We start from the raw sequence: 23,549 nt of genomic DNA, 5'->3' as shown, positions 1-23,549 counted from the left end.
CGGTGCTCGTCGCCGTCACGGCGTCGCATCCGTGACCACCGCCCGGAGAAACTCGCGGATGCGTGCGCCCGTCTCGTCCCACCCGTGATGGTCCTTGTAGGTCTCCCGCGCGGCGAGGCTCAATCTCCGGAGGCGGTCACGATCCGCGAGCACGGACCCGAGTGCCGCCGCGACGGCCGCCGGATCGTTCGGTGCCACAAGGAAGCCGTTTTCGCCGTCGGAGACGATCTCATCCGCGCCGCCGGCGGTGGTCGCCAGCGCGGGCAGTCCGAACCCCATTCCCTCGAGGTAGACGATCCCGAACGCCTCGTACGTCGACGGAACGGCGAGGACGTGGTGGCGTCGGAACTCGGCGGCGAGTTCGTCGTCGTCGAGTCGCCCGGTCATCGTCACCGCGTCCGCGCGGCCCGACCGGTCGACCAGCCGACGAATCGCCGCGGCGTACCCGCAGTCTGCCGGACCGCCGACAACCGTCAGCCGCCAGTCGCCTGCCGGGAGCCGCGCGAGGCCGGTGACGAGGACGTGGAGCCCCTTCCGGGGGAGCAGGTTCCCGACGAACAGGACTCGGAGCGGTCCCTCACCGGCTCGAGCGGCGATCGCCTCCCTCGAGAGGCCCGGCGAGCGGTGCCCCCGGCCCGGTCGGGCGACGATTCGGGGCCGGTCCGCGTCGCCGAGGAGCCACTCGACCGTCGCCGCCGTGGCGCGGCTGGTCGCGATCACCCCGTCGACCGACCGCAGGTAGCGGCGCTCGACCTCGCGGTAGAGTGGCCGCCACCGCGATCCGGCCGCTCGAGCTTCGGCGGTTCGGGCCGAGTGGACGAGCGAAACGACGGGGACATCGCCGCTCGGGACCGACACCGGCGACTGCAGCCGGTTCGCGAGCAGGAGAGACGGGTGACAGAGTTCGTCCTGAACGAGCACGTCGTAATCGCCGTCGAGACGCCGGTAAACGGCCGGTGAGATGTTATCGAGCAGGTGACGGCGGTAGCTCCGCCGCGGAAGCGAGATCGTCGCCACTTCGTCGCCCGCCTCCCGGTGGTACTCGACGAGTCGCCGGTCGTACAGGTATCCGCCGGAGGTGTGCTCGAGTCCCCCGTAGACGACGAATCCGATTCGCATCGGCGCGTCGGCCCCGGATTGATCGGTCGCGCTCACGCGTCGCGCTCGTAGGCCGCCCGAGCGACGTCGTCCTCTCGGAGCGCGACCCGCGCCGACTCGACCGTCGGCGCGTCGAGGTCGGCGAGCAACCGGTCACAACAGATTCGGGCGAAGTGCTCGAGGCTCGGGTTCAGCCCCTCGAACTCGGGGAGGTCGTTCAGCGTCTCGTCGCGGTACCGGTCGACGAGCAGGTCGAGCGCCGCCCGGAGGTCGTCGATATCGACGAGGTAGCCACGCTCGTTTAGCGACGTGCCCCGGAGTTCGGCCTCGAGTCCGTATCGGTGGGAGTGCCACTCCCCTTCCGGCCCGGCATCCGGCACCGTGAGGGAGTGCTGGGCGACGAACGACCGGGAGGCGGTGACTGCGTACATCGCGTCGACGTTCCACACCCGGACGGAAATAAGGCCACGCGGCCGGCGCTCGAGGCGGAGCGGCGGCATCCGCGGCGCTGCTCGCTCGGCGGCTTAGTCGTACGTAAACACCACCTGGATCGCCTCTCGAGGACGTTCCGCGAGCAGCCGATACGCCTCCGGTGCCCGCTCGACTGGGAGTCGGTGGGTAATTAGCTCGCGCGGGTCGAGCGCCTCCAGTCGCTCTTGGGCCACCTCGAGGCGGCGCTCTTTCGACCACCGGCCCCGGTATCGGGGAGCGATGGTGCTGACCTGGCTGCTCACCAACTCGCCGCGGTTGCGATGGAAGCGGCCGCCGAGTTCGAGTTCCACGGGCGTCTCTCCGTACCACGAGCCGACGACGAGGCGGCTGTCGTAGGCCATCGCGTCGATAGCGTCGTCGAGCGCGTCCGGATCGCCGGTCAGTTCGTAGGCGAGGTCCGTCCCGCTCGCTTCGTCACCCCCGTCTCGCTCGGGAGTCGCCGCTCGACGCCGGGTCGGATCGCGGCTTCGGAGTCGCTCGACCACGTCGGTCTCGGTCGGGTCGAGGGCCTCGTCGGCACCCATCGCCACCGAGCGCTCGCGACGGCGCTCGTAGAGGTCGACGGTGATCAGCGACTCGAGCGGGAACTGCGAGAGCAGGCCCGTCGTCAGCAGGCCGACGACGCCCTGGCCGAAGACGGCGACGCGCTCGCCGACGACGGGCCGGCCGTCCATCAGGAAGTTCACCGCGGACTCGACGTTCGCGAGCAGCGCCGCCGCCTCGAGCGGCCAGTCGTCGGGAACGGGAACGAGTGCGTCGGGAGCGGCCGTGAAGTGGCTCTCGTGGGGACGGAACGCGAACACTGGTCGCTCGAGCCACTCCTCGTCGACGTTCGTGCCGACCGCGGTCACACGGCCGGCGGCGGCGTAGCCATACGCGAGCGGAAAGTCGAACGTGCCGGTGAGGGCATCGATGGTCTCGTCGACGGACAGGTCCGTCGGCACGTCTCCGCGGTAAACGAGCAGTTCCGTTCCTGGACTGATCGCCGACGCCGTAGTCCGGACGCGCACTTCGTCGGGCGCGGGGTCGGGGATCGGCTCCTCGCGGACCGCGACGCGCTCGGGTCCGGTGAAGACGACGGATCGGGACCGATCCGACATCGATCAGGACCCGCCTCCCGCCGGTTTGCTCGGTGTCTTCGTCACAGCCGCCGTCGTACCGCTCGTCTCGGTCGCGCCCGTCGCAGCCGTCGCGAGAGGGCGGTCGATGCCGGCAGGCGGATCTCGTGGGCGTGTCGGTGCCATGGTCGCGACGGGCGTGGCGTACCACGACGAGACGTTTGACGTTAGGGGGCCGCCGAGCGATCCGCCACGTCGGACGGCCGACCGCGCGACGAGTGATCGGTCGCCAGCGACGATCACTCGCGGTAGCCGAGCGCCTCGAGTGTCTCGTCGGGCGTCTCGGGCGTCGCGCCCCGCCGCTCGCCATCGTCGAACACGGCGACGGGGACGCGGGTGAGCGCGGGGACGTGACATCCCGACGGGTGTTCGACGAGCCACCAGTCGCGCGGCCGGCCGAACGCCTCGCCGTGATCGGCCGTGACCACGACCGTCAGTCCACGACGGGCCCACTGCGCGACGTACTCGCACGAGACGTCCCAGACGCTCTGTACAGAGGCCAGATAGCCTCGTCGCGCCCGATCGAGATCAACGATGCCCGCGGCCATGGCCGCCTGCTGGGAGAGTCGCTCGAAGTCCTCTCGGTCTGGGTCCCAGTGCCACGCGGTGATGTCGGGGAAGATCGGCAGCCACTCGCCGTCGATGCGGGCGACGTACGGGGCATGGGGCGGCCCGACGTGACCGACGATCCGCGTCCGGCCGTCGTCGACGAGTTCGTCGACGCGCTCTAACACCGGCTCCGGCGGGGCGTTTCCGAGCCGGTCGACCCACGCGACATCCCACAGCCCATGGAGTTCGCGCAGGCCGAGGGCGGACTCGTACTGAGCGTACCGGGAGTTCGAGGTAACGACGCTTGCGCCCTCGAGAATCCGGGAGTCGGCCGCGGCCGCCAGCCAGCCGTCCGTGGCCGAGGCCGGCGACGTGCGGACCTCGATCGGCCAGCGGGTCGCCCGCCGGAGCGCGTCGGCGCGGCAGGCGTCGAACACGAGGAGGAGATCCCAGTCGGTGCGACACAGCCGCTCGTGCTGATCGCCGCCGGCGGCGGGCTTCGTCGCCCGTCTGAGGAGCGCTTTCCACGCGCGATAGGCTCGAGGTTCCTCGCTCATCGGTCGCCTTCGCTATCGGAACTTCATGACGACGTGTTCCCGGTCGGGGTCTCGAAACGGCTCCTCGTCGCGTTCGGTGGCCGTCCGCCAGCGCAGTTCCCGGCCGGCGAAGAGGTCGCGCCACTCCGCAACCTGACGGTACTCCCAGCGCGGATCGGGAGTCCCCGCCGTCGCCTCGGAGATCACGAGCGTGCCGTCGGCGGCGACCACGCGGTCGATTTCGTCGGTCGCCTCCCGGATCGACGCCGACGGCACGTGGTTGAGCACGCCCCACGTGACCGCGAGGTCGAACGCGCCGTCGCGAAACGGCAGCGCCTCCGCTCGCGCCCGTGCGAATCGGACGCCCGGATATTCCCGCCGAGCGGCCGATAGCAGCGCCCGGTCGGGATCGATCGCGACGTGCTCGTCGGCGCGGGCGGCGATCCAGGGCGTGAGTCGGCCGTAGCCACAGCCGACCTCCAGCGAGCGCTCCGGCGAGCAGTCAGCGAGCGCCTCACGGAGGTTCGTGCCGTCGATATACAGCTCGTGGGCGAACTCCGGCGGGATCGTCGCGTCCGTCATGTCACCGATCTCGAGCGCGCCGTCGCGAGCGTCTTCGCCGCCGCACTCACCGCCGCCGCTGTGCGGTCTGCCGTCTCGCCCGTCCGCGTTCGGTACCGCACTCGCCGTCGGATCGCGAGCAGCGCAGGCGAGACGCGACGGGTGGCGACGAATCCGCAGGCCGGCCGTCGAGCGAACCTGATCGCGTTCGAACATTCGTAAACGCCTCCGTCCGACGCACACCGCCCATCCAGTTAGTCGATGGGGCATGCGCCTCGAGAGCGGTTCTCTCACCGTCGAGACGGACGGCTCCGGCGCGTCGTGATCGCACCGGCGCGCGCCGGTCTACGACTACCGGCTCTCCTCGCGGTCCCCGTCGTCGGCGTCAGTCGCCTCCGCCTCGTCCCCCGAGTCCCCCGTCGCCGATCCAGGACCGTGGACGTCGGCCCGGTCGCCGACGTCCTCCTCGGCGCGGATGTCAGACTCGGGATCCGTCACCTCGTCGGGGTCGACGTCCACGCCCCGTTCGGTCTCCTCGTCTGCCGATGCCGTTCCACCCGTCGCCGGCTCCGCGGACTCGTCCATCTCTCTGTCGGGATCGACGCGCGCGCCGCCTTCGACGGCGTCGTAGTACTCGTCGTCCGTAATCGACGCCGACTCGTCGGGTCGATCCGATTCGGGGTCGCGACCCGTTCCCGGAACGTCGGCGTCCGCGCCGCGTTCTGGTACCGAGTCCGGCCCGGCGGCCGAATCGCCGCCGACCCGCGGTTCCGAGTCGTTGGCTCGAGCGGTCGTCGACCGATCGGTCGTCTGCTGCCCGTCTCCCGGCTCGAGTTCGGCGTCGGGGTCGGCGTCCGGATCGACGCTTGCGGCCGAAAATTCGGCCTCGATCCGAACCGCGTCGGCGGTGATCTCGCCGACGGCGTCGGTCTCGAGCGGGACGGTCTCCTCGGAGCCGCGGTCCCAGTCGAGGACGGCCGTGATCGAGTCGGTCAGTTCGGGGTCCGGCTCGACGCGTGCGGTCTCGGCCTCGACGTCGACGACGGTCCCGAGCGGCTCGCCGTCCGCGCTCTCGACGCGCTTGCCGACGTCTTCGTCCGTGATAGTGGGCCACATCGTATCGGACGTAGCGTCGGTTTCGGGAAGCCGTTCCTGCCTGCACGGACCGGGGTTCCCGATCCGCGTTCCGGACCGTCCGACCCGGTCAGGCTAGTTCGAGGGCCGTCCGTAGGTCCTCCTTGACGGCGTCGACCTTGCTGCGATCGTACAGCGCCGCCGCCGGATGGAACGCCGGGACGACGGTTCGCCCTTGGCTCGCAACCTCTTGCCCGTGCAGATCGGTGATCGTTTCGTCGGTCTCGAGGAGTTCGTCCGTCGCGACGCTCCCCAGCGGGACGAGCACGCGCGGGTCGACCCGCGCGAGTTCGGCCTCGAGCACCGGCCACCAGGCCTCAATCTCGGCGACGTAGGGGTCGCGGTTCTCGGGCGGACGGACCTTGACGAGGTTTGTGATGTAGAGGTCCCGCCGGTCGAAGCCGAGTTCCTCGAGCGCCCGGTCGAGTTGCTTCCCGGCCTGCCCGACGAACGGCTCGCCCTGCTCCACCTCCTGTTTTCCCGGGGCTTCGCCGACGAGCATCACGTCCGCGGAGAGCGGGCCGACGCCGGGGACGAACCGCTCGCGGTCGAACTGATCGTCCGGCACCGCCTCGAGCGCGTCCGCGAACTCCGTCTCGAACTCCCAGTCGGTCGCGGGCTGGTCGCTCATGGCGCGGGCTACAGCCGTCCCGAGCAAACACCTTTTCGCTGCGAGTGCCGCCCCGATCGGCGGGCAACGACCGGTTCAGCGATCGCCGCTCGCGTCGTCCGTGACCCGGCGGACGAACGTCGGCGTCCCCGGATCACCGGCGTCGCGCCAGCCGAGTGCGCGCAGCGCGTATCGCACGTCCGTGTCGGCAATCGGGTCGGAGTCGGCGTCTCCCGTATCCCGGGCGGCGCGGGTTCGCTCGAGCGCCGTCTCCAGCGGGACGCGGTCTCCGTCGACGCGCTCGAGCGCGTCCGCAACGTGCGAGACGATCCCGTTGTCGCAATCGCGATCGGCCCCGTCGTCCGCCTCGCGTACGTACCGCCCCGTCTTCGCATCGACGCGCCGCCGGAGGTCCGCGTAGGTCCGCTCGCCGACCCGGTCGGGAGCGCGGACGCGCTCGAGGTGCGCTACGAGGTCGCGGTTGGCCGCGACCGCCTCGTCCCAGCGCTCGACGACCGCGACCGCGAGGGACTCGAGGGCCTCGAGCGGTGCGACCAGTAGGTGATCCTCGGGCACGCAGTCGGAGACCCACGGCTCGTCGCGCAGGAGGAGCACCTGTCCGCTGGCGGCCTGCTCGAACCAGGTTCGCGCGAGCGTCTCGTACTCGCTTGCACAGATCGCGAGGTCGCCGCGCGAAAGCGCGCGCTCGTAGGTCGCACGGTCGGCGTTCGAATGAGCCTCGACCCACTCGCGGTCCGCGTACGCTCGAGGAATAGCCTCCACGCTGGTCAGCAGCGTCCGGATCCCAAACCGCTCGTTGAGCGTCGCCCCGATATCGAGGATCGTGTCGGCACATTTCTTCTCCCACAGCGAGCCGGCGACGTGGAGCCACTGCGGGCGGTCCGCGTAGGTCTCCTCGAATCGATCGAACGGGAGCGGGCTGCCGATTTCGCGGCGCTCCGCGAGGGCAGTCTCGACCACATCGTCTACTAAGATTTCATTCGCGTGCTCGCGATACGCGCGCGCGTCGACAGGCGCAGTGAACCAGATGCCGTCGGCGAAGGCGGCCTCGCACAGCGCCAGCCGGCCCTGATAGCGATCCCGGTACGCGCAGTAGCGGTACTTCTGCGGGTGCTGGAGGTCGTGGACGTTGGCGATGACGTCGAACGGCCGGACCCGGGCCGCCCACTGGTCTGCGTCCGCGAGCAGCCACTTGACCAGCGTCCGGCGGCCGGCGCGGCGGCCGTCAACGACGGCATCCACGTACGCGCCGGGCTCGCGGATGCCGCGGTCGATCGCCCGCAGTTCCGCCTCGCTGTAGCCGTCCTCGGTGAACATCGCGGTCGGCTCGAGGCCCGCGCCGTAGGGTTCGGCCTCGAGCAGCGTGACGCGCTCGCGGTCCGCGCGGACGTCGGCCGCATCGTAGGCGGCCATTTCCCGCGGCAGGAGGAGCCAGTAGACGTGGAGAGACGGGGCGCGCTCGAGCCAGTCGGCCACCCAGGCAACGGCGTCGGTGACCGTGCCGTTGGCCGAGAGGTCGTCGCGCCGATAGACTTCGGGGACCAGAAGCACGCGCATGGCTTTCCGCGCGAACTCCCACGGACGCCGGCTTAACGGTCACACCGGCAGGGAACGGCTCCGTCGACGGCCCGTGATAGGAAGGCCCCACCACGATTACCGTCGGCGGCGTACGTCCGCGGGATGCTCGAGGGACTCGGATCGATCGCGGATCGCGCGACGGGCGGCGCGGGCTCGAGCGGCGGTGCCTCCGTCAGGTCTCGCGTCCGAAATCGGCTACGGACGCGGCGGGCAGACCGCGCGTTTCAGCGCCGGACCCTCCCCGACGGCGAGCCGGTGGCGGACGCGCCGCGACACGTCGTCTGCGTCGTCGTCGACGCGCTGCGGGCCGATACCGTCGACGAGTCGCTGACGCCGCATCTGGCCGCGATGTCAGGAACGGCGGCGGTGTCGCCCGCCACGTGGACGTTTCCCGCGGTCGCGTCGCTGCTCTCCGGGCGGTACCCGCACGGTCACGGGGCCGTCCGCCGGACAGACGACTTCGAAAACGCTGTCGCCGATATGACCGGCCTGCCGCCGCAGCCGGATTCGGACATCGACCTACTGCCGGAGCGACTGGCCGGCGCGGGCTACCGGACGCGGGGCACCTTCGCGATGATCGTCCCCTTCCTCGCGCTGTCGGGCCGGTTCGAGTCCCACGCGCTCTACCGTGACGCCGCCGCCGAGCGGGTGCTCGCGGACCACCTCGAGTGGCTGGCCGACCGCCGCGGCGAGCGGACGTTCTCCTACGTCCACCTCGGCGACCTCCACGAGCCCGTCGACCCCCCTGCGGACTACTGGGCGACCCACGACATCGACGGGACGATTCCCGATATCCGCACGTGGCGGTTCGAGGACGTCGCGGAGCCGTCGCCGACGGTCGAGCGTTACCGAACCCACCGCCGGCGGCTCTACCGAGCGGCCGCCGAGTACGTCGACAATCGGCTGGCCGCGTTTCTGACGCGGGTCGAGGACTTCGTCGAGGAGACGCTGGTCGTGATCGTCGGCGACCACGGCGAGGGTTTCTGGGAGCGCGCGGCGTTTCACGCGGACAACTTTGCGGACCCTCGACCCGCCTACTGCGTCGGCCACGGCGGCGCACCCTACGAGAGCGTCGCGCGCGTGCCGCTGTGCGTCGGCGGGAGCAGCGTCGACCGCGGATCCGGGCTCACTACGGGGCTCGAGGACGGACCGGCCCTCGCGGATAATAGCGGAGACGGCGGGGAAGAGCGCCGCTCGCTGATCGACGTCGCGCCGACGGTCCTCGAGAACGTCGGCTTCCGGGTTTCCCCGGCTCTCGACGGGGCCTCGCTCGCCTCGAGCGTCGCGAATCGACGGCTCCTCGTCGAGAGCGCCCGCTACGGGTACGAAAAGCGAGCGGTCTACGACGGCGATCGAAAGCTGCTCGCCTCGCGGGGCGACGACGTGGCCGTCGCCCTCTCGTTGCCCGATGAGAGGCCCGAGCCCCTGCCGGCCGACCGAGAGGCCGAGTTGCTCGCGGAACTACCGCCGTGGCCGGACGCCGAGCCGACGGAAGCAGGTGGCGCGTCGGCGGGCGACCGGAGCGACGAACCGGCGGTCTCACGGGACGTACAGCGGCGTCTGGACCGGTTGGGATACCGGTAGCGGGACACCGAAAGCGCGACAGGTCGGCGCTCGAGCCCCGGAACGCGAGACCCGGACTCGAGTCAGGGTAGCACGGCCTCCGCGGCGCGCACCCCAGGTCGGCCAAACAGCGAACCGAGGCAGATCCCGAGTTCGCGGACGGGCTCGTCTGGCTCGTGGGCGGCCGCACGGGCGAACGACCGGACCGCGCCCGGCGACCAGGGGCGCTCCTCGAGGTGCTTCTTTCCTTCCCGGTGGTAGGTCCCTTGCAGGGCGCGCTCGCGGACCGCGTCGGGCGCGCGGGCGTACAGCTCCGCGTAGGTAGCGATGATTCGCTTTCGCCCCTCGACGTGGTCCCACGACGAGGAGAGCGTCTCGGGGGGCTTGCCGCGTTCGACCAGCGGCGCGTCGACGTAGTCGAACTTCGTCCGCAGGGCGAGTTCGATTTTCATCCCCGAGTCGTCCGCGCCGTGGCGGTGGCGAAGCGGGCGGAGGCTCTCGACGACCTCGCGCTCGAGCAGCATCGTCGAGGGGATACAGGGGAAGGTGTTCAACGCGAGGGCGCGCTCGACGACGTTCCCCCGGACCGCCTCGTCCGGCAGGATTTCGCCCCACTCCTCGTCGCGAATGCCGGAATAAACGACGCCGACGCCGTCATCGAACAGCGGGAGCTGTTTGCGAAACTTCCCCGGAAGCAGCCGGTCGTCATCGTCGAGAAACTGGACATACTCGCCGCCCGCGCGTTTCGCTCCCGCGTCTCGTGCGGCCTGCGCGCCCCGGTCTTCGGCCTGTGCCACGTAGGTCACGCCGGTCTCTCGAGCGACCGGCTCTGCGTGGGCCTCGCCGGAGCCGTCGACGACGATCACCTCGTACGGCGGGGGGTCCTGGGCCCGCGCGCTATCGATGGCTGTCCGCAGGCGGTCGTTGCGAAAGTACGTCGGAATGACGACCGAGACCGAACCGGTCGATCGGGAGAGCGACTCGAACATCACCGATCGTTCGGGGCGCGGGTCGCGGTCTCGACTGCGGTCGGCAAGACGGCAACAGCGGACGCAGTGGGATCGGCGGAGCGGCTCGAGCGATCGGTCACGTGTTCGGCGACCGTCGACGCGGTTGCGACCGGCATACCGTGATGACCGCCGCCCGTCGCAAAGTACCGCCCCCTGACGCTGACGGGGGGAGAGGCGCTCGCCGACGGCACCTCGCTCGGGAACCGACGGCTCGAGACGGTCGCGTTCGGCCCGGAAACTGCTCGCTGTACCACTAAGAGGTCGGTCGGTGTCCGTTTCCACGGTGACCGACCATGGCTGACGACGACGGCAGTCAGACGACGACCGACCACGAGACCATCCGCGAGTGGGCCGAGGACAAGGGCGGGCAGCCGGCACGCGTCGGGGGGACCGGTGACGGCGACGACGGCGGCCTCCTCCGGCTCGACTTCGGCGACGAGGACGAGGAGTTAACGGAGATCTCCTGGGACGAGTTCTTCGACGAGTTCGAGGACAGCAACCTCGCGCTCGTCTACGAGGAGGACAGCCGCTTCTCGAAGCTCGTCGACCGGGACTCGGCATGAGCGACGGCGGGATCGACGCACCGCTTTTCGGCGGCCGACGGAGGGACCTCCCGTGACGGCCGACGGTGCCAACCGCGCTCGCCGGGCGAGCGACCGATCGGTCCCGGCCGACGATCGCCCACTCGCGAGCGTCGTCCTCCCGACGTACGACCGCGCGTCAGTCCTCTCGGATGCCATCGAGAGCGTCCTCGAGCAGTCTCATGACGCCCTCGAGCTGGTCGTCGTCGACGGTGGCTCGACCGATCGGACGCCGGCCGTCGTCGACTCGTACGACGATCCTCGCCTCGAGTACGTCCGCCGGGACGCGCCCGCTGGCGTCAGCGCCGCCAGAAACCGGGGGATCGACCGCTCGAGCGGCGAGTTCGTCGCGTTCATCGATTCCGACGACCGCTGGCGACCCGACGCGCTCGAGCGGCGGGTGACGGCGCTCCGCGAGGCCCCGCCGGCCTACGGCGTCGCCTACTGCGGAATCGAAAAGCGCGCGGGCGAGCCGATCACCCGCACGGGCGAGTCCGGCGACGTTCGGAAGGCCCTGCGACACCTCGCGGTGCCGACCTACACCTCGACGCTGGCCGTCCGTCGCGACGCGATAGCGGGGGTCGGCGGCTTCGACGAGGCCCTCCCCTGTTTCGAGGACTGGGATCTCTGCCTGCGGCTCGCCCGCGAACGACGGTTCGTCTACGTCGACGAACCGCTCGTGGCGAAAGGCGAACCGGGCGATAACGTCTCCGCCGATCCCGACCGCCTTGTCGCGGCGATCGAACGCCTCGAGGCGAAGTACGATCTCCCGGACGGCACGCGGGCGCGGCTGCTGGCCGACGCCGGCGCGACCCACTGCGAGGCGGGCCGCGTCGACGACGGTCGACGCTACCTCGAGCGGGCGATCCGCCTCGATCCGACGCGGGGAAACGCCATTGCGGCGTACCTGCTCGCGCTGACCGGCTCGAGCGCCGCCTACGATGCGGGGATGGGCGGCGTCTACGCTCTCCAACAGCGACTCGAGCGAGCGCTGGCTCGCGTCCGAGTGAACGAGGTGGTGAACCGATGACGACAGCGGTGAGCAGATGACCGCGGCCGACTGCTCCCGACCCAACGTCCTGTTGCTGGTCGTCGACGCCTGTCGGGCGGACGCCCTCGAACCCTACGGCGACAGCGCGTTCGGATCGGACGGCTCGCGCGCTGCCGGCGGCCCGGCCACCGCGGATACGGTTTCGGCCCCCGAGACGCCCGCCGCATCGGCGCTCGCCGACGAGGGGACCGTCTTCCGGCACGCGATCTCGCCGGCCCCGTGGACGCTGCCGAGCGCGAGCAGCCTGCTTACTGGGCTGGACCCCGACGAACACGGCGCGACCTCGCGCAGGTTCGCCATCGATCGGGGTCGGCCCCTCCAGCGCGACCTCTCGGCGGCCGGCTACCGGACGATTCACATTTCGCCGACGACCTGGATCGGCGACTGGCTCCCGCAGGGCGCGGGGTTCGACCGGGTCGATGAGTTCACCGGCCCACGTCACCGCTACTTCGACGGCGGGTGCGACGTGCGCGACCTCTCGCGGGGCGTCGCCCGCGGCCCCGAGTGGTACGCGACGGTGCTCCGGCGCGCGCTGGCCTCTGACGCGCCGCTTCGCAGCCTCGGCAACGCCGCAGCGTTCGCGGCCGCAGAGGCGACCGGCGACGCCTGGCTCGACGACGTCCGCGCGAGCGAGCGCGCCGCTCGACTGGCTGACGAGCGCTTTGCCGAGGCTGCCGACGGCGACCGCCCCTTTTTCGCCTACGTCCACCTCATGGACCCCCACCTACCGTTTTACGTGCCCGAGCCGTTTCGAACCGACTCGGTCCGCCCGCCGGGCTGTGACGACTACGCGGACGAACTCGAGTACATGGACGCCCTGATGGGCGATATCTGGGCGATCCGGACCGGCGACCGCACACTGACCCCCGACGAGCAGACCTCCCTCCGGACGCGGTACGCCGACGCGGTCCACTACGCCGACCGCGTGATCGGCCGTATCCTCGAGCGCCTCCGCGAGCGCGGGCTCGCCGACGAGACGTTGGTCGCGCTCACCGGCGATCACGGGGAACACCTCGGCGAGCGGGTGACGGAGCCGGGCAGCGGCGGAGGGAGCGGCCGCGCCGGCGACCGGACGCTGCTCGACCACCAGGCGTCGATCCGACTCCCGCTGCTCCGCGTGCCCCTGATCGTGCGCTATCCCGGCGTCTTCGAGGGCAACGAGCGCGGCGACCTCGTCCAGCCCCACTACCTCGCCGAGACGGTCCGCGGGCTCGTCGGCCTCGAGTACGATTCCTCGCGGTCGCTGCTGCCCGGCGACGAGCCGCGGCCAGTCGCCCGCGCGTCCTACGAGGGCGTCGTCCGCTCGCATCCGCCCGATGGCGTCCCCACGGAAGCGCTCTTCCGGCCTCGAAAAACGGCTATCGCGGGCGAGTGGAAGCTCGACCGGGTCGGCGAGGACCCCAGCACGGACCGCGCGCGGCGAATCGACTGGACGGCGACCGACACCCACCCGGTGTCGCTCGAGGCGGTCCCCGATCGGGTGCGGGCGCGACTCGAGGAGACGCTCGCAACGATCGAGGAGAGCGAATCGACGGAGATCGGCACGGAGACCGACGGTACGGGCACCGATGACGGGACCGGCAAACGGGACGTGCCGGCCGCCGTCGACGAGCGCCTCTCACAGCTGGGGTATCGGTGACGGACCGTGCGTATCTGTCTCCTCTCGGACGGCTACCCGCCGTGGGAGCGCGGGGGTGCCCAGCGGATCGCCGCTCAACTCGCCGAGGGGTACGCCGAGCGCGGCCACGAGACCCACGTCGTCACGACGGTGCCCGACCGCGGGGAGACCGGCCGCTCCGTCGCCGACGGTGTGGTCGTCCACCGGCTCTGGACGCCGCGGTGTCGCGCCGTCCTCCCGTACCTGACGCTTCGGAATCCGCTCATTGAGCGGGCGCTTCCCGACGTGCTCGTCGACGTCGCGCCCGATATCGTCCACGCGCACAACGTCCACTACCTCTCGAACGCGAGCCTGCGGATCGCCGACGAACACGGCCTGCCGATCGTGAAGACGTTTCACGACGCCGGAACCGTCTCCTACGGCGAACTGACGACCGTCGCCGAACGAGCGCCCGTAGATATCAGGCCCGGACCCGCCGAGACGGAAACCGAGACCGCCGGCGATCCGAGCGCGCAACCCGAGGCGCTTGCCATCGACGGGGGTGCGAGCGCCTCTGCGGACCCGGTCTCGGTATCCGAATCGGACACGGGTGCGAATGCGCTCCCGGCGGCCGCGTACCGCGTCTCGCCCGTCCAGCAGGCCATAGAACAGGGCGCTCGATACCTTCCAGCGCGCACCGAGATGAACCGCCGGTGTCTCGCCGCCCGCGTCGACGTCGGCGTCGCGGTCAGCGAGGCACTCCGGCGGGGACTGGCCGTCAACGGCGTCGAGTGCGAGCGCGTGATTCACAACGGGATCGACGCCTCGCGGTTCGAGCGGCCTGATCCCGACGCGCCGTCGGAAGCCGCGTTTCGCCGGCGGCACGGACTCGAGGACGCGCCGTTCGTACTCTTCGGCGGGCGGACGAGCGACGAGAAGGGGGGCGCGTACCTCGCGGCCGCGTTCGAACGGCTCGTCGACGACGGCGTTGACGCCCGCTTGCTCGTCACCGGCGACGACGGGTACGTCGAGCGGATGCGAGCGGTCGCCGGCCCGGCCGCCGACCGCATCGTCTCGCCGGGGTGGCTCCCCCGGCCGGCGCTCCGAACGGCGTTCCGCTCGGCCCGCGTCGTCGCCTCGCCGTCGGTCCACCTCGACCCCTTCCCGACGGTCAATCTCGAGGCGTTCGCGGCGGGCACGCCCGTCGTGACGACCGCGTTCGGCGGCGCATCGGAACTCGTCGACGACGGCGTGAACGGACGCGTCGTCGATCCCCGCAATGTGTCGGCGCTGGCGGACGCCCTCGAGTCGTTTCTCGTCGGCCCCGAGCGGGCGACCGCGTTCGGCACGGCGGGTCGCGAGACGGTCCGCGATCGCTTCACCGTCGCAGAGCAGGTCGCGGTGTCTCTCGACCTGCTCGAGGCGGTGTGGACCGGCGACCGACCGCCCGACTAACGTTCGCGACGGTCGTTCACGAATTCAGAGGTGCGCAGCAGGTATTTACCGTCGTTCGGCGTGCGTATGGGCATGACGTTCGTTCCGATGTCACCGCCGACGGAGCAAAGTCGCCGGTCCGAATCGGCAGTGGATCGACGGGCACCCGCGGCGATATCTCGAGTGGCCGGGCTGCGAGGTGATCGGCGGTGAGCGACGTCGGCGTCTGGTTCGTCGGCGCGCGCGGCAACATCGCGACGACCGCGATCGTCGGCGCGCGGGCGATCGCCCGCGGCGAAACGTCGACGACCGGCATGGTCACCGAGCGACCGCCCTGCGACGCGCTCGAGTTTCCGGCCGTCGGCGACCTGACCTTCGGCGGCCACGACGTTCGGGAACGAAGCCTCCGCGAGGCCGCCGCCGAACTCGCGGCAACCGGCGGCGTCCCTGCCCGTGAGACGATCGACGCAGTCGCGGACGATCTCGACGCGATAGACGAGCGCATCGTCAACGGGACGGCGCTGAACTGCGGCCCTCGCGTCGCCGAGCTCGCCGATCACGAGCCGCTCGAGACCGACCGGACGGTCGCAGCGATCGTCGATCGACTGCGAGAAGACTACGCCGCGTTCTGCGACAGCGAGGGGGTCGATCGACTGATCGTCGTCAACGTCGCCTCGACGGAGCCCGAACTCGCGGACCCCGAGCGGTACGACGGCCGCGAGGCGCTCGAGCGGGCGATCGACGAAAACGACCGCGAGCTCCCGGCCAGTTCCCTTTACGCGTACGCGGCGCTCGTCGACGGGCATCCATACGCCAATTTCACGCCCAGCACCGGCAGTACCCTCGGCGGACTCCGGGAACTCGCCGCCGAGGCGGGCGTCCCCCACATGGGGTCCGACGGCAAGACCGGCGAGTCGCTCGTCAAGGCGGCGCTCGCGCCGATGTTCGCCGGCCGCAACCTGCGGGTCAGAAGCTGGGAGGGCCACAACGTCCTCGGCAACACCGACGGGCGCGTCTTGGAGGACGACCGCAACAAGGCCGGCAAGCTCGCGAGCAAGGGCGGCATTTTAGACGGCATCCTCCCCGACCTCGAGCACAACCGCGTGCGAATCGACTACACGCCGTCGCTCGGCGACTGGAAGACCGCCTGGGACTACGTCCACTTCGAGGGCTTCCTCGAGACCGAGATGACGATGCAGTTCACCTGGGAGGGGTCTGACTCGGCGCTCGCGGCCCCGTTGACGCTCGACCTCGCGCGGCTCCTCTCGTTTGCCGACGAGCGCGGTGAGGGTGGCCGCCAACCCCAGCTCGCCTCGTTCTTCAAGGCCCCCGACGGCGTCGATGAGCACGACCTCTCCCGGCAACTCGACGCGCTCTCCGAGTACGTCGCGGACCACGCCGCCGAGGACCCGGTCGAACCCACACCCGAACCCGCGACCGACGACTGAGCGATGCGCGTCCTGCTGGCCGCCCACGCGCTGCCGCCGGACACCTACGGCGGCACCGAGCTCTACACCGTCCGCCTCGCCGAAGCGATCGCCGATCGCGGTCACTCCGTCACCGTCGCCGCGCCCCGCGGCGCGGACGCGACCGTCGACGGGGCGACCGTCGTCCGCCTCCCGGATCCCGCTCCGACGCCGCGGCCCGACGACGGAATCGACCCCGCCGGAGCCGAGGGCGTCGTCCGGCCCGCGATCGACGCCGCCGTCGCCGACCTGCTCGAGGCGCGCGACCCAGATCTCGTCCACCTCCAGCACCTCAAGGGCCTCTCGGCCGGAATTCCGACCGTCTGTGCCGACGCCGGTGTGCCCTGCATCGCCACGCTCCATGACTTCTGGACGCTCTGTCACCGCGAGCAGCTTCGCCGACCCGACGGCGCGCGCTGTTCGGGCCCCGACTCGCTCGCGAAGTGCGTCGGCTGCTACGCCGACGCCGTCGGCCGGCACGTCGCGCCGGCCGCGGACGACCCCGGAATGAAGACGCGCGATCGGTGGGACCAGCGCGAACACGAGCGCGATGGCGAATCGGGTCCGCGAAACCGCCTCGGCCTCGAGTCGGTCGTCGCCGACCCCGTAGCGCGGCGAACGGATCGCCTCCGCCGGGCGCTCACGGAGTGTGACCGCCTCGTCTCGCCCTCGCGGTTCCTCCGGGACGTCTTCGTCGAGTACGGCACCGACCCGAATCTGCTCGTCCACCGGCGAAACGGGATTCGGACCGGTCGGTTCGGCGAATCGACCTTCGATCCCGACGACCCCTTGCACGTGGGCTACGCCGGTCGGATCGCCGAGTCGAAGGGGGTCCACCTGCTGCTCGCGGCGCTCGAGTGGCTCCCCGACGCCGACCTCGCTGTCCACGTCCACGGCCGGTTCGAGCCGGACGCGGAGCCGTACCACGCCCGGCTTCGAAAGCGGGCGGCCGGCGAGCCCCGTGTTCGGTTCCACGGCCGATATGGCGACGCCGCCGACGTGTTCCCCACGTTCGACGTCTTCGTCCTCCCGTCGGTCTGGCTCGAGAACAGCCCGCTGGTGATCCAGGAGGCGTTTGCCGCGGGCGTGCCGGTCGTGACCGGCGACCGCGGCGGGATGGCGGAACTCGTCGACGACGGCGTCGACGGGCTCACGGTTCCCGTCGGCGACGCCGCTGCGCTGGCGGCGACGCTACGACGGCTCGCGGCCGACCCCGATCTGGTCCGCCGGCTCAGGGCGGGCGTCGCGGAGCCGACGACGCTCGGCGATCACGCCGACGACCTACTCGCACTCTACCGCGAGCACGGTCCGGCGGACGCGAGCGAGCAGGGTGGCGACGAAACGAGCGAACGCGGTCGTTCGGTCGGTGACGCATGAGTACCGTCCTTTTTCTCACGCGCGAGCTTCCCTACCCACCGAACGCCGGCGATCGGATCGTCACCTACGGCTACGTCCGGGGACTCGCCGAGCGCGGCCACGAGGTCCACGTCCTAACCCACCGCTCGAGCGAGTCCGCCGCCGACGTGGCGGCGCTGCGCGAGTACTGCGAGTCGATCGTGCGCGTCCCCGGCGACTCCTCGCGGCTCCCGCCGACGGCGCGCAAAGTGACGCGGGCGGCGCGGAAGCGCTCCGACGTGATGGCCATGTTCGACTCGAGCGCGATCCGGACCGCGACACCGCGCCGAATCGCGGCGCTCGAGCCGGACGCGGTCGTCGCCCAGCATCCCTATCTGGGACAGCGCTTTCGGGACGAGACGGTCCGTCGGGCGGCCCGCGCGGCCGGCGCGGCGCTGGTCACGAACGCCCACGTCGTCGAGTACGCCGCCCACGAGCGCCACCGCGAGCACGCGGACGACCGCCGGACGCGGGCCGAACTGGCCCTCGAGCTTCCCCGTCTCCGCCGCGAGGAGCTGGCGGCCTACCGCGCGTCCGACCTGACGCTCGTCCTCGGCGCGGCAGACGCGACCCGGCTGCGCGAGCAGGGAGTCGGGCCGGTCTCGCGCGAGCGCGTCGGCCTCGAGATCGACGCCTACGAGCCCGCCCCGCTCGACTCAGATAGCGATCGCCTCGTCTTCTTCGGCTCGTACGACTGGTTTCCCAACGAGGACGCCGCGCTGGTCTTCGCACGTCGCGTCTTCCCGCGGATTCGAGCGGCCCATCCCGATGCCGAACTCGCGCTCGCCGGCCGCGGTGCGACCGACGAACTCCGTGATCTCGGCAACCGACCTGGCATCGAGTTTCGGGGCGGAGTCGACGACCTCGAGTCGGTCGTCCGGGACGCCGCGGTGATGGTCGCGCCGCTGCGCGTCGGCGGCGGGATCCGGATCAAGGTCCTCGAGTCGATGGCCTGGCGGCTGCCGATCGTCACGACGGCCCAGGGGTTCGAGGGTGTCGAGGCGACGCCGGGCGAGGACCTCCGGGTCGCCGACGACTGGGACGAGTTCGTCGACGCGACGGTGGAACTGCTCGAGGACCCGGACGAGCGTCGGCATCTCGCCACCAACGCTCGCGAGACGATCGCGGATCGCTACGTGGTCGACGAGGTGGCCGCCGAACTCGAGGAAACGCTCGGACTCGAGCGGTGACGGGTCGGTACGTCCGCGTCAGTGTGTCGTCTGCTGATCCACTTCCGCGCCGGTCGCCAGCGCGTGGACGGCGACCGCGGCGCGAGCGATGGCGGCGCGAGCGACGCCGTCCTGTGCGAGGACCGTTCCTAGATACGTCGCGAGGCCGAGTCCGCCGGTGACGACCAGCGGAGCGGCGACCGCGGCCGGCAGGGTGACCGTGAGCACGACCATGACGGCGGCCATCGCGAGCGCGCTCCGGAACTGAGCGCGCAGCGGTGCGGGGAAGACGGGGACGACGGTGTCGTTTCGCCGGAGCGCTCGGTGGAGCAGTAGACAGCGAACCGTCTCCGCGACGACCGTCGCGACGACGACGCCGATCGCGCCGACGGTCAGGACCAGCGCGACGCCGAGGACGAAGTTCACGGCGACCGTCACCGTCGAGATGCGGAAAACGGCGTCGGGCCGGCCCATCCCCTTCACCGCGCTGTCGAGGGGCTCGCGCTGCGTCTGGACGACGCGGTACGCGGCGATGCCAAGCAGGTAGGGGACGGCGGCAAGGTACTCCGCTCCGTAGACCGCCCTGACGATGGGCTCGCCGAGGAAGGCGACGAGGACGAGCATCGGAATGGCGATCACGCTCGTATAAGAGATGGTGGCTGTCACCGAGTCGGCGATCGAGCGCCCGCGACTCGAGAGGTTGCTCGTCTTGCTGATGAGGCCGTCCATGACGACGCCGGAGATCAGCGTGGCCAGCCCGGTCAGTGAGAGCGCGACCTCGTAGTAACCGACGCCGGCCGTAAGGCCGATCGCGCCGAGCAGGAAGATGTCGAACCGCGTGTACGCTTTTCCGACGACGTTCGACGGGACGTTGTACCTCGCGTACTCCCAGACGTAGGCCGCGGTGTCCCGCGAGGGAAGCGACGGCCGGACGCCGAGGAAAAAGAGGATGACCGGCACCGTAAGAAGCGTCGCGGCGACGAAGCCGGCGGTCATCCCCGTGACGCCGAAGCCGAGCGCGACGAGGCCGAACTGGAGGCCCGTTTTGACGATCTCCCGCAGGAGATCGATCCAGTTGGTGACGCCGAATTTCCCTGTCCCGGCGAGGAGAAACTGCAACGGGAGGAACAGCGAGATCGCGACGAACAGGCCGACGCCCAGCGACGCCGCGTTCGAGACGCCCGTATACGCCGTCAGATGGGCGCGACCGGCGACGGCGAGTAGTGCGACGACGAGCCCAGATGCGACCCAGACGCCGAGCGTGAGGCCGAGCAGTTCATCGTTTGACGTCTCGGTCTCCGCGAGGCGCTTCTGGCACGCCCCGCCGATCCCGTGAGGGATCCGATTCGCGAACTGGACGACCGAGAGTAGGAGGAAAAAGCCCCCGAAGGTCGCCGGCCCGAGTTCCCGCGCGAAGTAGGCCGTAGCGACGAACCCGAACCCGTACATCGCCAGCTTCGCCGAGACGCCCTTGAGCGTCTCGAGTCCGAACGAAACGTTAGCTGCGTTCGTCATTAATTCGTGAATACCCGCACGCTGTGTCCGGTAATACGATAGTACGACCGATTAGCATGCACGCGAGTCGGGGAGTTCCGCTTGAGAGTCTTCTGGTCACCGTCACGGTTGCCACGCGCTCTCACATCAGGGGACCGATCGCGAAACGCCGCGATCGAAGGAACGAATCGTCGTCGGTCGAAACGAGTAATAGCGTTTTTCCGCGGCGAAATTCCTCGTTAGCTCGATTCGAGCGCCGAGGGCGACCGATGCTACGGCCGGTCACCGCCGTTCGAGACCGCACTCGAGGCCGGTCCGGAGACGGATTCTGGCCCAGCGCTTGCCGCCTCTCGAATTCGCTCGATGATATCGAGCGTCCACCGGCTCACCTCGGGCGAGACGGGCGGCCGCTCGCCGTGCTCGATGGCCTTCGCGGCCTCGTTGAGCAGGTAGTAGTGACCATCCTGACTCTCCTCGGTGTGACGCTCGAGGGCGTCCTCAAGGCGGGCCCTCGCATAGCGGACGGCCTCGGTTTCGGCGGCCGCGAGCGCGGTTCGGAGTTTCTCGAGGTGGCGGCGGTTCCGCTCGTTCTGGAAGTGATACGGCCCGGAGTCGGCGTCGTGTCGGTCGACGGTCATCGTCGGCACGTCGACGTGCAGGGAGCCCTCCGTGCCGTAGACGCGGACGCGGTTGTCCCGCGCCGAGCCGCTCAGGACCGAAATCGAGCAGAGCGCGTCGTCAACGGATACGTACTGGATCGACGCGCCGTCGTAGTCGACGTCGTCGTACTCGTCGGCCGTCCGCGTCCGAACGTCGATGGCCTCGTCCGATCGCGGGACACCGCCGAGGCCGAGCGCGAGGTAGATCGGGTGGGGGAGTCCCTCCTCGAGATCGCCGCCGGCGAGGTCGAGCACCCAGTCGCCGCGGTAGGTTTCGTCCGGCGCGCCCTCGCCGGCCACCGTCACCTCGACGGCGCGCACGTCGCCGATCTCGCCCGCCCCGATGCGTCGGCGGACTGTTCGGACCACGGGATAGTAGAGCCAGTTGTTGACGACCGAGAACGGTACTCCCGCATCGGCGGCCGCCGCCCGCATCCGCTCGAGTTCCGCGACCGTCGTCGCCGCGGGTTTCTGCACGAGGACCGGCACGCCCGCCTCGAGCGCCGCCACGGTCAGGTCTGCGTGGGTCTGAACCGGCGTCGCAACGTGGAGCCAGTCGAGCGTCTCGGTCTCGAGGAGCCGATCGGGGTCGACGAAGGCCGCGCAGTCGTACTCGGCCGCGGCCTCACGGGCGGCGTCGCGCTCGAGGTCGCAGACGGCGACGAGGTCGGTCCGGGGATTCCTGGCCAGCGCCGGAAGGTGGTTGTTCCGCGAGACGATGCCCGCACCGACGACCGCGGTTCGGAGGACCATGGCCAGTCGGACCACGTCGCGGCCGAAATAGGCGGCCCCGTCACTCGCGCCGTACCCGCCGGAATCGGGCGGAAACGGGAGAGGGGACGTACACGTCTCCGAGCGGTGACAACCGATATTGGACGACCGACCGGCGCATGAATGCCGCATCGATTTGCCCGACACCGACGGAGAGGAACAAAATGGCATTCACGCCGCCGGTCGAATGTCCGATCTGTCGTAACACGCTCGACCTCGATCGAACGCTCGAGGACCACCTCGTCGGCAGTCACTCGCACTTCGAAGTCGCCCGCTACCTCGCCTCCCTCCACGACCGAACCGAAAGCCGGCCGATCTCTGACTGAGACGGACGCCTCGGTCACCGAACGCGAAGCCGGTCGGTAGCCACCGGTCGGCCGGCCGTCGCGTCGACCCCCCTCGCTTCACGTGGAGTTCTCACGTCGTGAGAACCGAAACGAGCGAGCGGGCGTCGGAACGCCGTCACGGCGGCGCTCGCCTGCATTACGTCGTGGACGGCCCTTCGAGCCGGCGCGGCGCGTCCCCGCCGTCCAGCGTCTCGCGGACGACGGTTCGTATTTCCTCGCGGAAGCGGTCGCGGCCGAACCGCGCCTCGACGCAGTCGGGCTCGAGGCGGACGTCTCGCCGCAATTCGGGCTCCGAGAGCACCCGGTCGATCTTCGCGACGGCCTCGGCCGGCGTTCCGAACAGCAGTTCCTCGCGCCGATCGACGATATCGCGCTGACCGCCGTTGTCGGGAACGAACGGAATCGCGCCGGCGGCGACCAGTTCGGCGACGGCCATCCCGAAGTGCTCGCCGCGCTTCCCGTGGAGCCCGTAGCGATGAGTACAGCATAGGTCGACGAGTTCCTCGCGCGGGAGTTCGCCCTCGAGGGTGACGTAGTCTCGCGCGGCAGCCATCGCCTCGAGTTCGCGCCGGTAATCGGGGTCGTAGGAGGGGCCGACGACGTGGTGGTGGACGTCGTGGCCGCGTGTGCGGACGCCGTCGACGATGCGGATCGTCTCTTCAACGTTCTTGTACCGAGCGAGTCGGCCGACGGTAACGAACCCGTTCTCGCGTGCGTCCCACGGCCGGGGTTCGAAACCGGCGGTGTCGACCGGCGGGTGGACCACCCGCGGGCGCACGTCGTAGACGTCCTGAACGACGGTCGCCATCCACCGCGAGTTCGTCAGGAGCGAACTCTCTCGGAGCCGGTCCGCGTCGTAGCCGCCGAGCCGGTAGCTCAGCCGGTCGTACAGGTGGTCCACGAAGCTATCTTCGCCGACGCGCTTCGAGGTCACCAGCCGACCGAACCGCGGCGTGTGGACGTACTGGATCGCCGGCGGCTCGACGGCGAGTTCGTTGTCGGTGCTCACGACCAGGTCGAACGCGTCGCGGTGGCGGGCGACGTGGCGACTGAGCAGGGCGTTTCGAAGGTTGTACAGCGGGAGATCGACCAGCTCGAGGGCGGATGCGGCCCATCGGGCTTTCCTGACGGGAACCGGCTCGACGTCGGTGTTGAAATAGCGGTTCAGTTCGCCGAAGTCGGGCCGCGTCAGCGCGAAGAGCTGCACGTCGTGATCGCGCTGGAGGGCCTCGAGAACGGTCATACAGACCCCCTCGCCGCCACCTTTCGCCATCGGGTCCGTGTGCGCTACGGCGATCCGAGCCATCTGCGAGGG

22 protein-coding genes are annotated in these 23,549 nt (G+C 70.4%); 9 read left to right on the top strand and 13 right to left on the bottom strand.

The window, feature by feature from the left end; translation table 11 throughout:
* Positions 1-15: 15 nt before the first annotated feature.
* The 8 genes from ACJ70B_RS13935 to ACJ70B_RS13900 all read right to left on the bottom strand — a co-directional run bounded on the left by ACJ70B_RS13935 (position 16) and on the right by ACJ70B_RS13900 (position 7,676).
* Positions 16-1,155 (bottom strand): glycosyltransferase family 4 protein, encoded by a 1,140-nt coding sequence (locus tag ACJ70B_RS13935; protein ID WP_408957596.1) that lies wholly within the window; start codon positions 1,153-1,155, stop codon positions 16-18.
* The gene (locus ACJ70B_RS13930; protein ID WP_408960115.1) at positions 1,152-1,529 is read right to left on the bottom strand and encodes a 6-pyruvoyl trahydropterin synthase family protein; all 378 of its coding nucleotides are present in this window, start codon (positions 1,527-1,529) and stop codon (positions 1,152-1,154) included. Before ACJ70B_RS13930 ends, ACJ70B_RS13935 begins: the two co-directional genes overlap by 4 nt.
* Positions 1,530-1,622: 93 nt before the next feature.
* Positions 1,623-2,690: a zinc-binding dehydrogenase gene (locus ACJ70B_RS13925; RefSeq protein WP_408957595.1), complete on the bottom strand. Its 1,068-nt coding sequence runs from the start codon at positions 2,688-2,690 to the stop codon at positions 1,623-1,625.
* Positions 2,691-2,947: 257 nt separating this feature from the next.
* Positions 2,948-3,814, bottom strand: coding sequence for a hypothetical protein (locus tag ACJ70B_RS13920; RefSeq protein WP_408957594.1), 867 nt, complete (start codon positions 3,812-3,814; stop codon positions 2,948-2,950).
* Positions 3,815-3,826: 12 nt separating this feature from the next.
* Positions 3,827-4,570 (bottom strand): class I SAM-dependent methyltransferase, encoded by a 744-nt coding sequence (locus ACJ70B_RS13915; RefSeq protein ID WP_408957593.1) that lies wholly within the window; start codon positions 4,568-4,570, stop codon positions 3,827-3,829.
* Positions 4,571-4,705: 135 nt separating this feature from the next.
* A complete protein-coding gene (locus tag ACJ70B_RS13910; protein WP_408957592.1) occupies positions 4,706-5,470 on the bottom strand; it encodes a hypothetical protein in 765 nt (254 codons plus the stop codon).
* 88 nt (positions 5,471-5,558) lie between these two features.
* Positions 5,559-6,119, bottom strand: a complete 561-nt coding sequence (locus ACJ70B_RS13905; protein WP_408957591.1) for a uracil-DNA glycosylase family protein — start codon at positions 6,117-6,119, stop codon at positions 5,559-5,561.
* Positions 6,120-6,194: 75 nt separating this feature from the next.
* On the bottom strand, positions 6,195-7,676 hold the full coding sequence (locus ACJ70B_RS13900; protein ID WP_408957590.1) for a glycosyltransferase family 1 protein: 1,482 nt from the start codon (positions 7,674-7,676) through the stop codon (positions 6,195-6,197).
* A 123-nt stretch (positions 7,677-7,799) separates the two neighbouring features.
* On the opposite strand from ACJ70B_RS13900, the gene ACJ70B_RS13895 reads away from it, so the two are divergent.
* A complete protein-coding gene (locus tag ACJ70B_RS13895) occupies positions 7,800-9,281 on the top strand; it encodes a sulfatase-like hydrolase/transferase (RefSeq protein WP_408957589.1) in 1,482 nt (493 codons plus the stop codon).
* Between the two features lie 62 nt (positions 9,282-9,343).
* On the opposite strand, the gene ACJ70B_RS13890 is transcribed toward ACJ70B_RS13895, so the two are convergent.
* Positions 9,344-10,249 (bottom strand): glycosyltransferase family 2 protein, encoded by a 906-nt coding sequence (locus tag ACJ70B_RS13890; RefSeq protein WP_408957588.1) that lies wholly within the window; start codon positions 10,247-10,249, stop codon positions 9,344-9,346.
* The gene (locus tag ACJ70B_RS13885) at positions 10,249-10,386 is read right to left on the bottom strand and encodes a hypothetical protein (RefSeq protein WP_408957587.1); all 138 of its coding nucleotides are present in this window, start codon (positions 10,384-10,386) and stop codon (positions 10,249-10,251) included. The genes ACJ70B_RS13890 and ACJ70B_RS13885 overlap by 1 nt, the downstream gene beginning before the upstream one ends.
* Positions 10,387-10,563: 177 nt before the next feature.
* Here ACJ70B_RS13885 and ACJ70B_RS13880 point away from each other — a divergent pair, with 177 nt between their 5' ends.
* From ACJ70B_RS13880 to ACJ70B_RS13850, 7 genes are all read left to right on the top strand, one after another.
* Entirely contained in the window at positions 10,564-10,833 is a 270-nt protein-coding gene (locus tag ACJ70B_RS13880) for a hypothetical protein (RefSeq protein ID WP_408957586.1), read from the top strand.
* A 52-nt stretch (positions 10,834-10,885) separates the two neighbouring features.
* A complete protein-coding gene (locus ACJ70B_RS13875) occupies positions 10,886-11,881 on the top strand; it encodes a glycosyltransferase family 2 protein (protein WP_408957585.1) in 996 nt (331 codons plus the stop codon).
* Between the two features lie 16 nt (positions 11,882-11,897).
* Positions 11,898-13,541 (top strand): sulfatase, encoded by a 1,644-nt coding sequence (locus ACJ70B_RS13870; protein ID WP_408957584.1) that lies wholly within the window; start codon positions 11,898-11,900, stop codon positions 13,539-13,541.
* Positions 13,542-13,547: 6 nt separating this feature from the next.
* Complete coding sequence (locus ACJ70B_RS13865; RefSeq protein WP_408957583.1) at positions 13,548-14,954, top strand: glycosyltransferase family 4 protein; 1,407 nt, start codon at positions 13,548-13,550, stop codon at positions 14,952-14,954.
* A gap of 188 nt (positions 14,955-15,142) precedes the next feature.
* Complete coding sequence (locus ACJ70B_RS13860) at positions 15,143-16,381, top strand: inositol-3-phosphate synthase (RefSeq protein WP_408957582.1); 1,239 nt, start codon at positions 15,143-15,145, stop codon at positions 16,379-16,381.
* A 3-nt stretch (positions 16,382-16,384) separates the two neighbouring features.
* Positions 16,385-17,776 carry a glycosyltransferase family 4 protein gene (locus tag ACJ70B_RS13855; protein ID WP_408957581.1) on the top strand — a complete coding sequence of 464 codons (1,392 nt, stop codon included), beginning with the start codon at positions 16,385-16,387 and terminating at the stop codon, positions 17,774-17,776.
* Positions 17,773-18,984, top strand: a complete 1,212-nt coding sequence (locus tag ACJ70B_RS13850) for a glycosyltransferase family 4 protein (protein WP_408957580.1) — start codon at positions 17,773-17,775, stop codon at positions 18,982-18,984. The genes ACJ70B_RS13855 and ACJ70B_RS13850 overlap by 4 nt, the downstream gene beginning before the upstream one ends.
* 18 nt (positions 18,985-19,002) lie before the next feature.
* Here the strand turns inward: ACJ70B_RS13850 and ACJ70B_RS13845 are convergent, their stop codons facing one another.
* Together ACJ70B_RS13845 and ACJ70B_RS13840 are read right to left on the bottom strand one after the other, a co-directional pair.
* Positions 19,003-20,478: a lipopolysaccharide biosynthesis protein gene (locus tag ACJ70B_RS13845; protein ID WP_408957579.1), complete on the bottom strand. Its 1,476-nt coding sequence runs from the start codon at positions 20,476-20,478 to the stop codon at positions 19,003-19,005.
* A 251-nt stretch (positions 20,479-20,729) separates the two neighbouring features.
* A complete protein-coding gene (locus tag ACJ70B_RS13840; protein WP_408957578.1) occupies positions 20,730-21,869 on the bottom strand; it encodes a Gfo/Idh/MocA family protein in 1,140 nt (379 codons plus the stop codon).
* A 182-nt stretch (positions 21,870-22,051) separates the two neighbouring features.
* On the opposite strand from ACJ70B_RS13840, the gene ACJ70B_RS13835 reads away from it, so the two are divergent.
* Positions 22,052-22,213: a hypothetical protein gene (locus tag ACJ70B_RS13835; protein WP_408957577.1), complete on the top strand. Its 162-nt coding sequence runs from the start codon at positions 22,052-22,054 to the stop codon at positions 22,211-22,213.
* A 157-nt stretch (positions 22,214-22,370) separates the two neighbouring features.
* On the opposite strand, the gene ACJ70B_RS13830 is transcribed toward ACJ70B_RS13835, so the two are convergent.
* Entirely contained in the window at positions 22,371-23,540 is a 1,170-nt protein-coding gene (locus ACJ70B_RS13830) for a glycosyltransferase family 4 protein (RefSeq protein ID WP_408957576.1), read from the bottom strand.
* Positions 23,541-23,549: the final 9 nt, after the last annotated feature.

Origin of the sequence: Natrinema sp. 74 (assembly GCF_046097095.1) — an archaeon.
Lineage (GTDB): Archaea > Halobacteriota > Halobacteria > Halobacteriales > Natrialbaceae > Natrinema.
The sequence above is the reverse complement of the archived record's forward strand: the minus strand, read 5'-3'. Positions and strand labels throughout refer to the sequence as shown.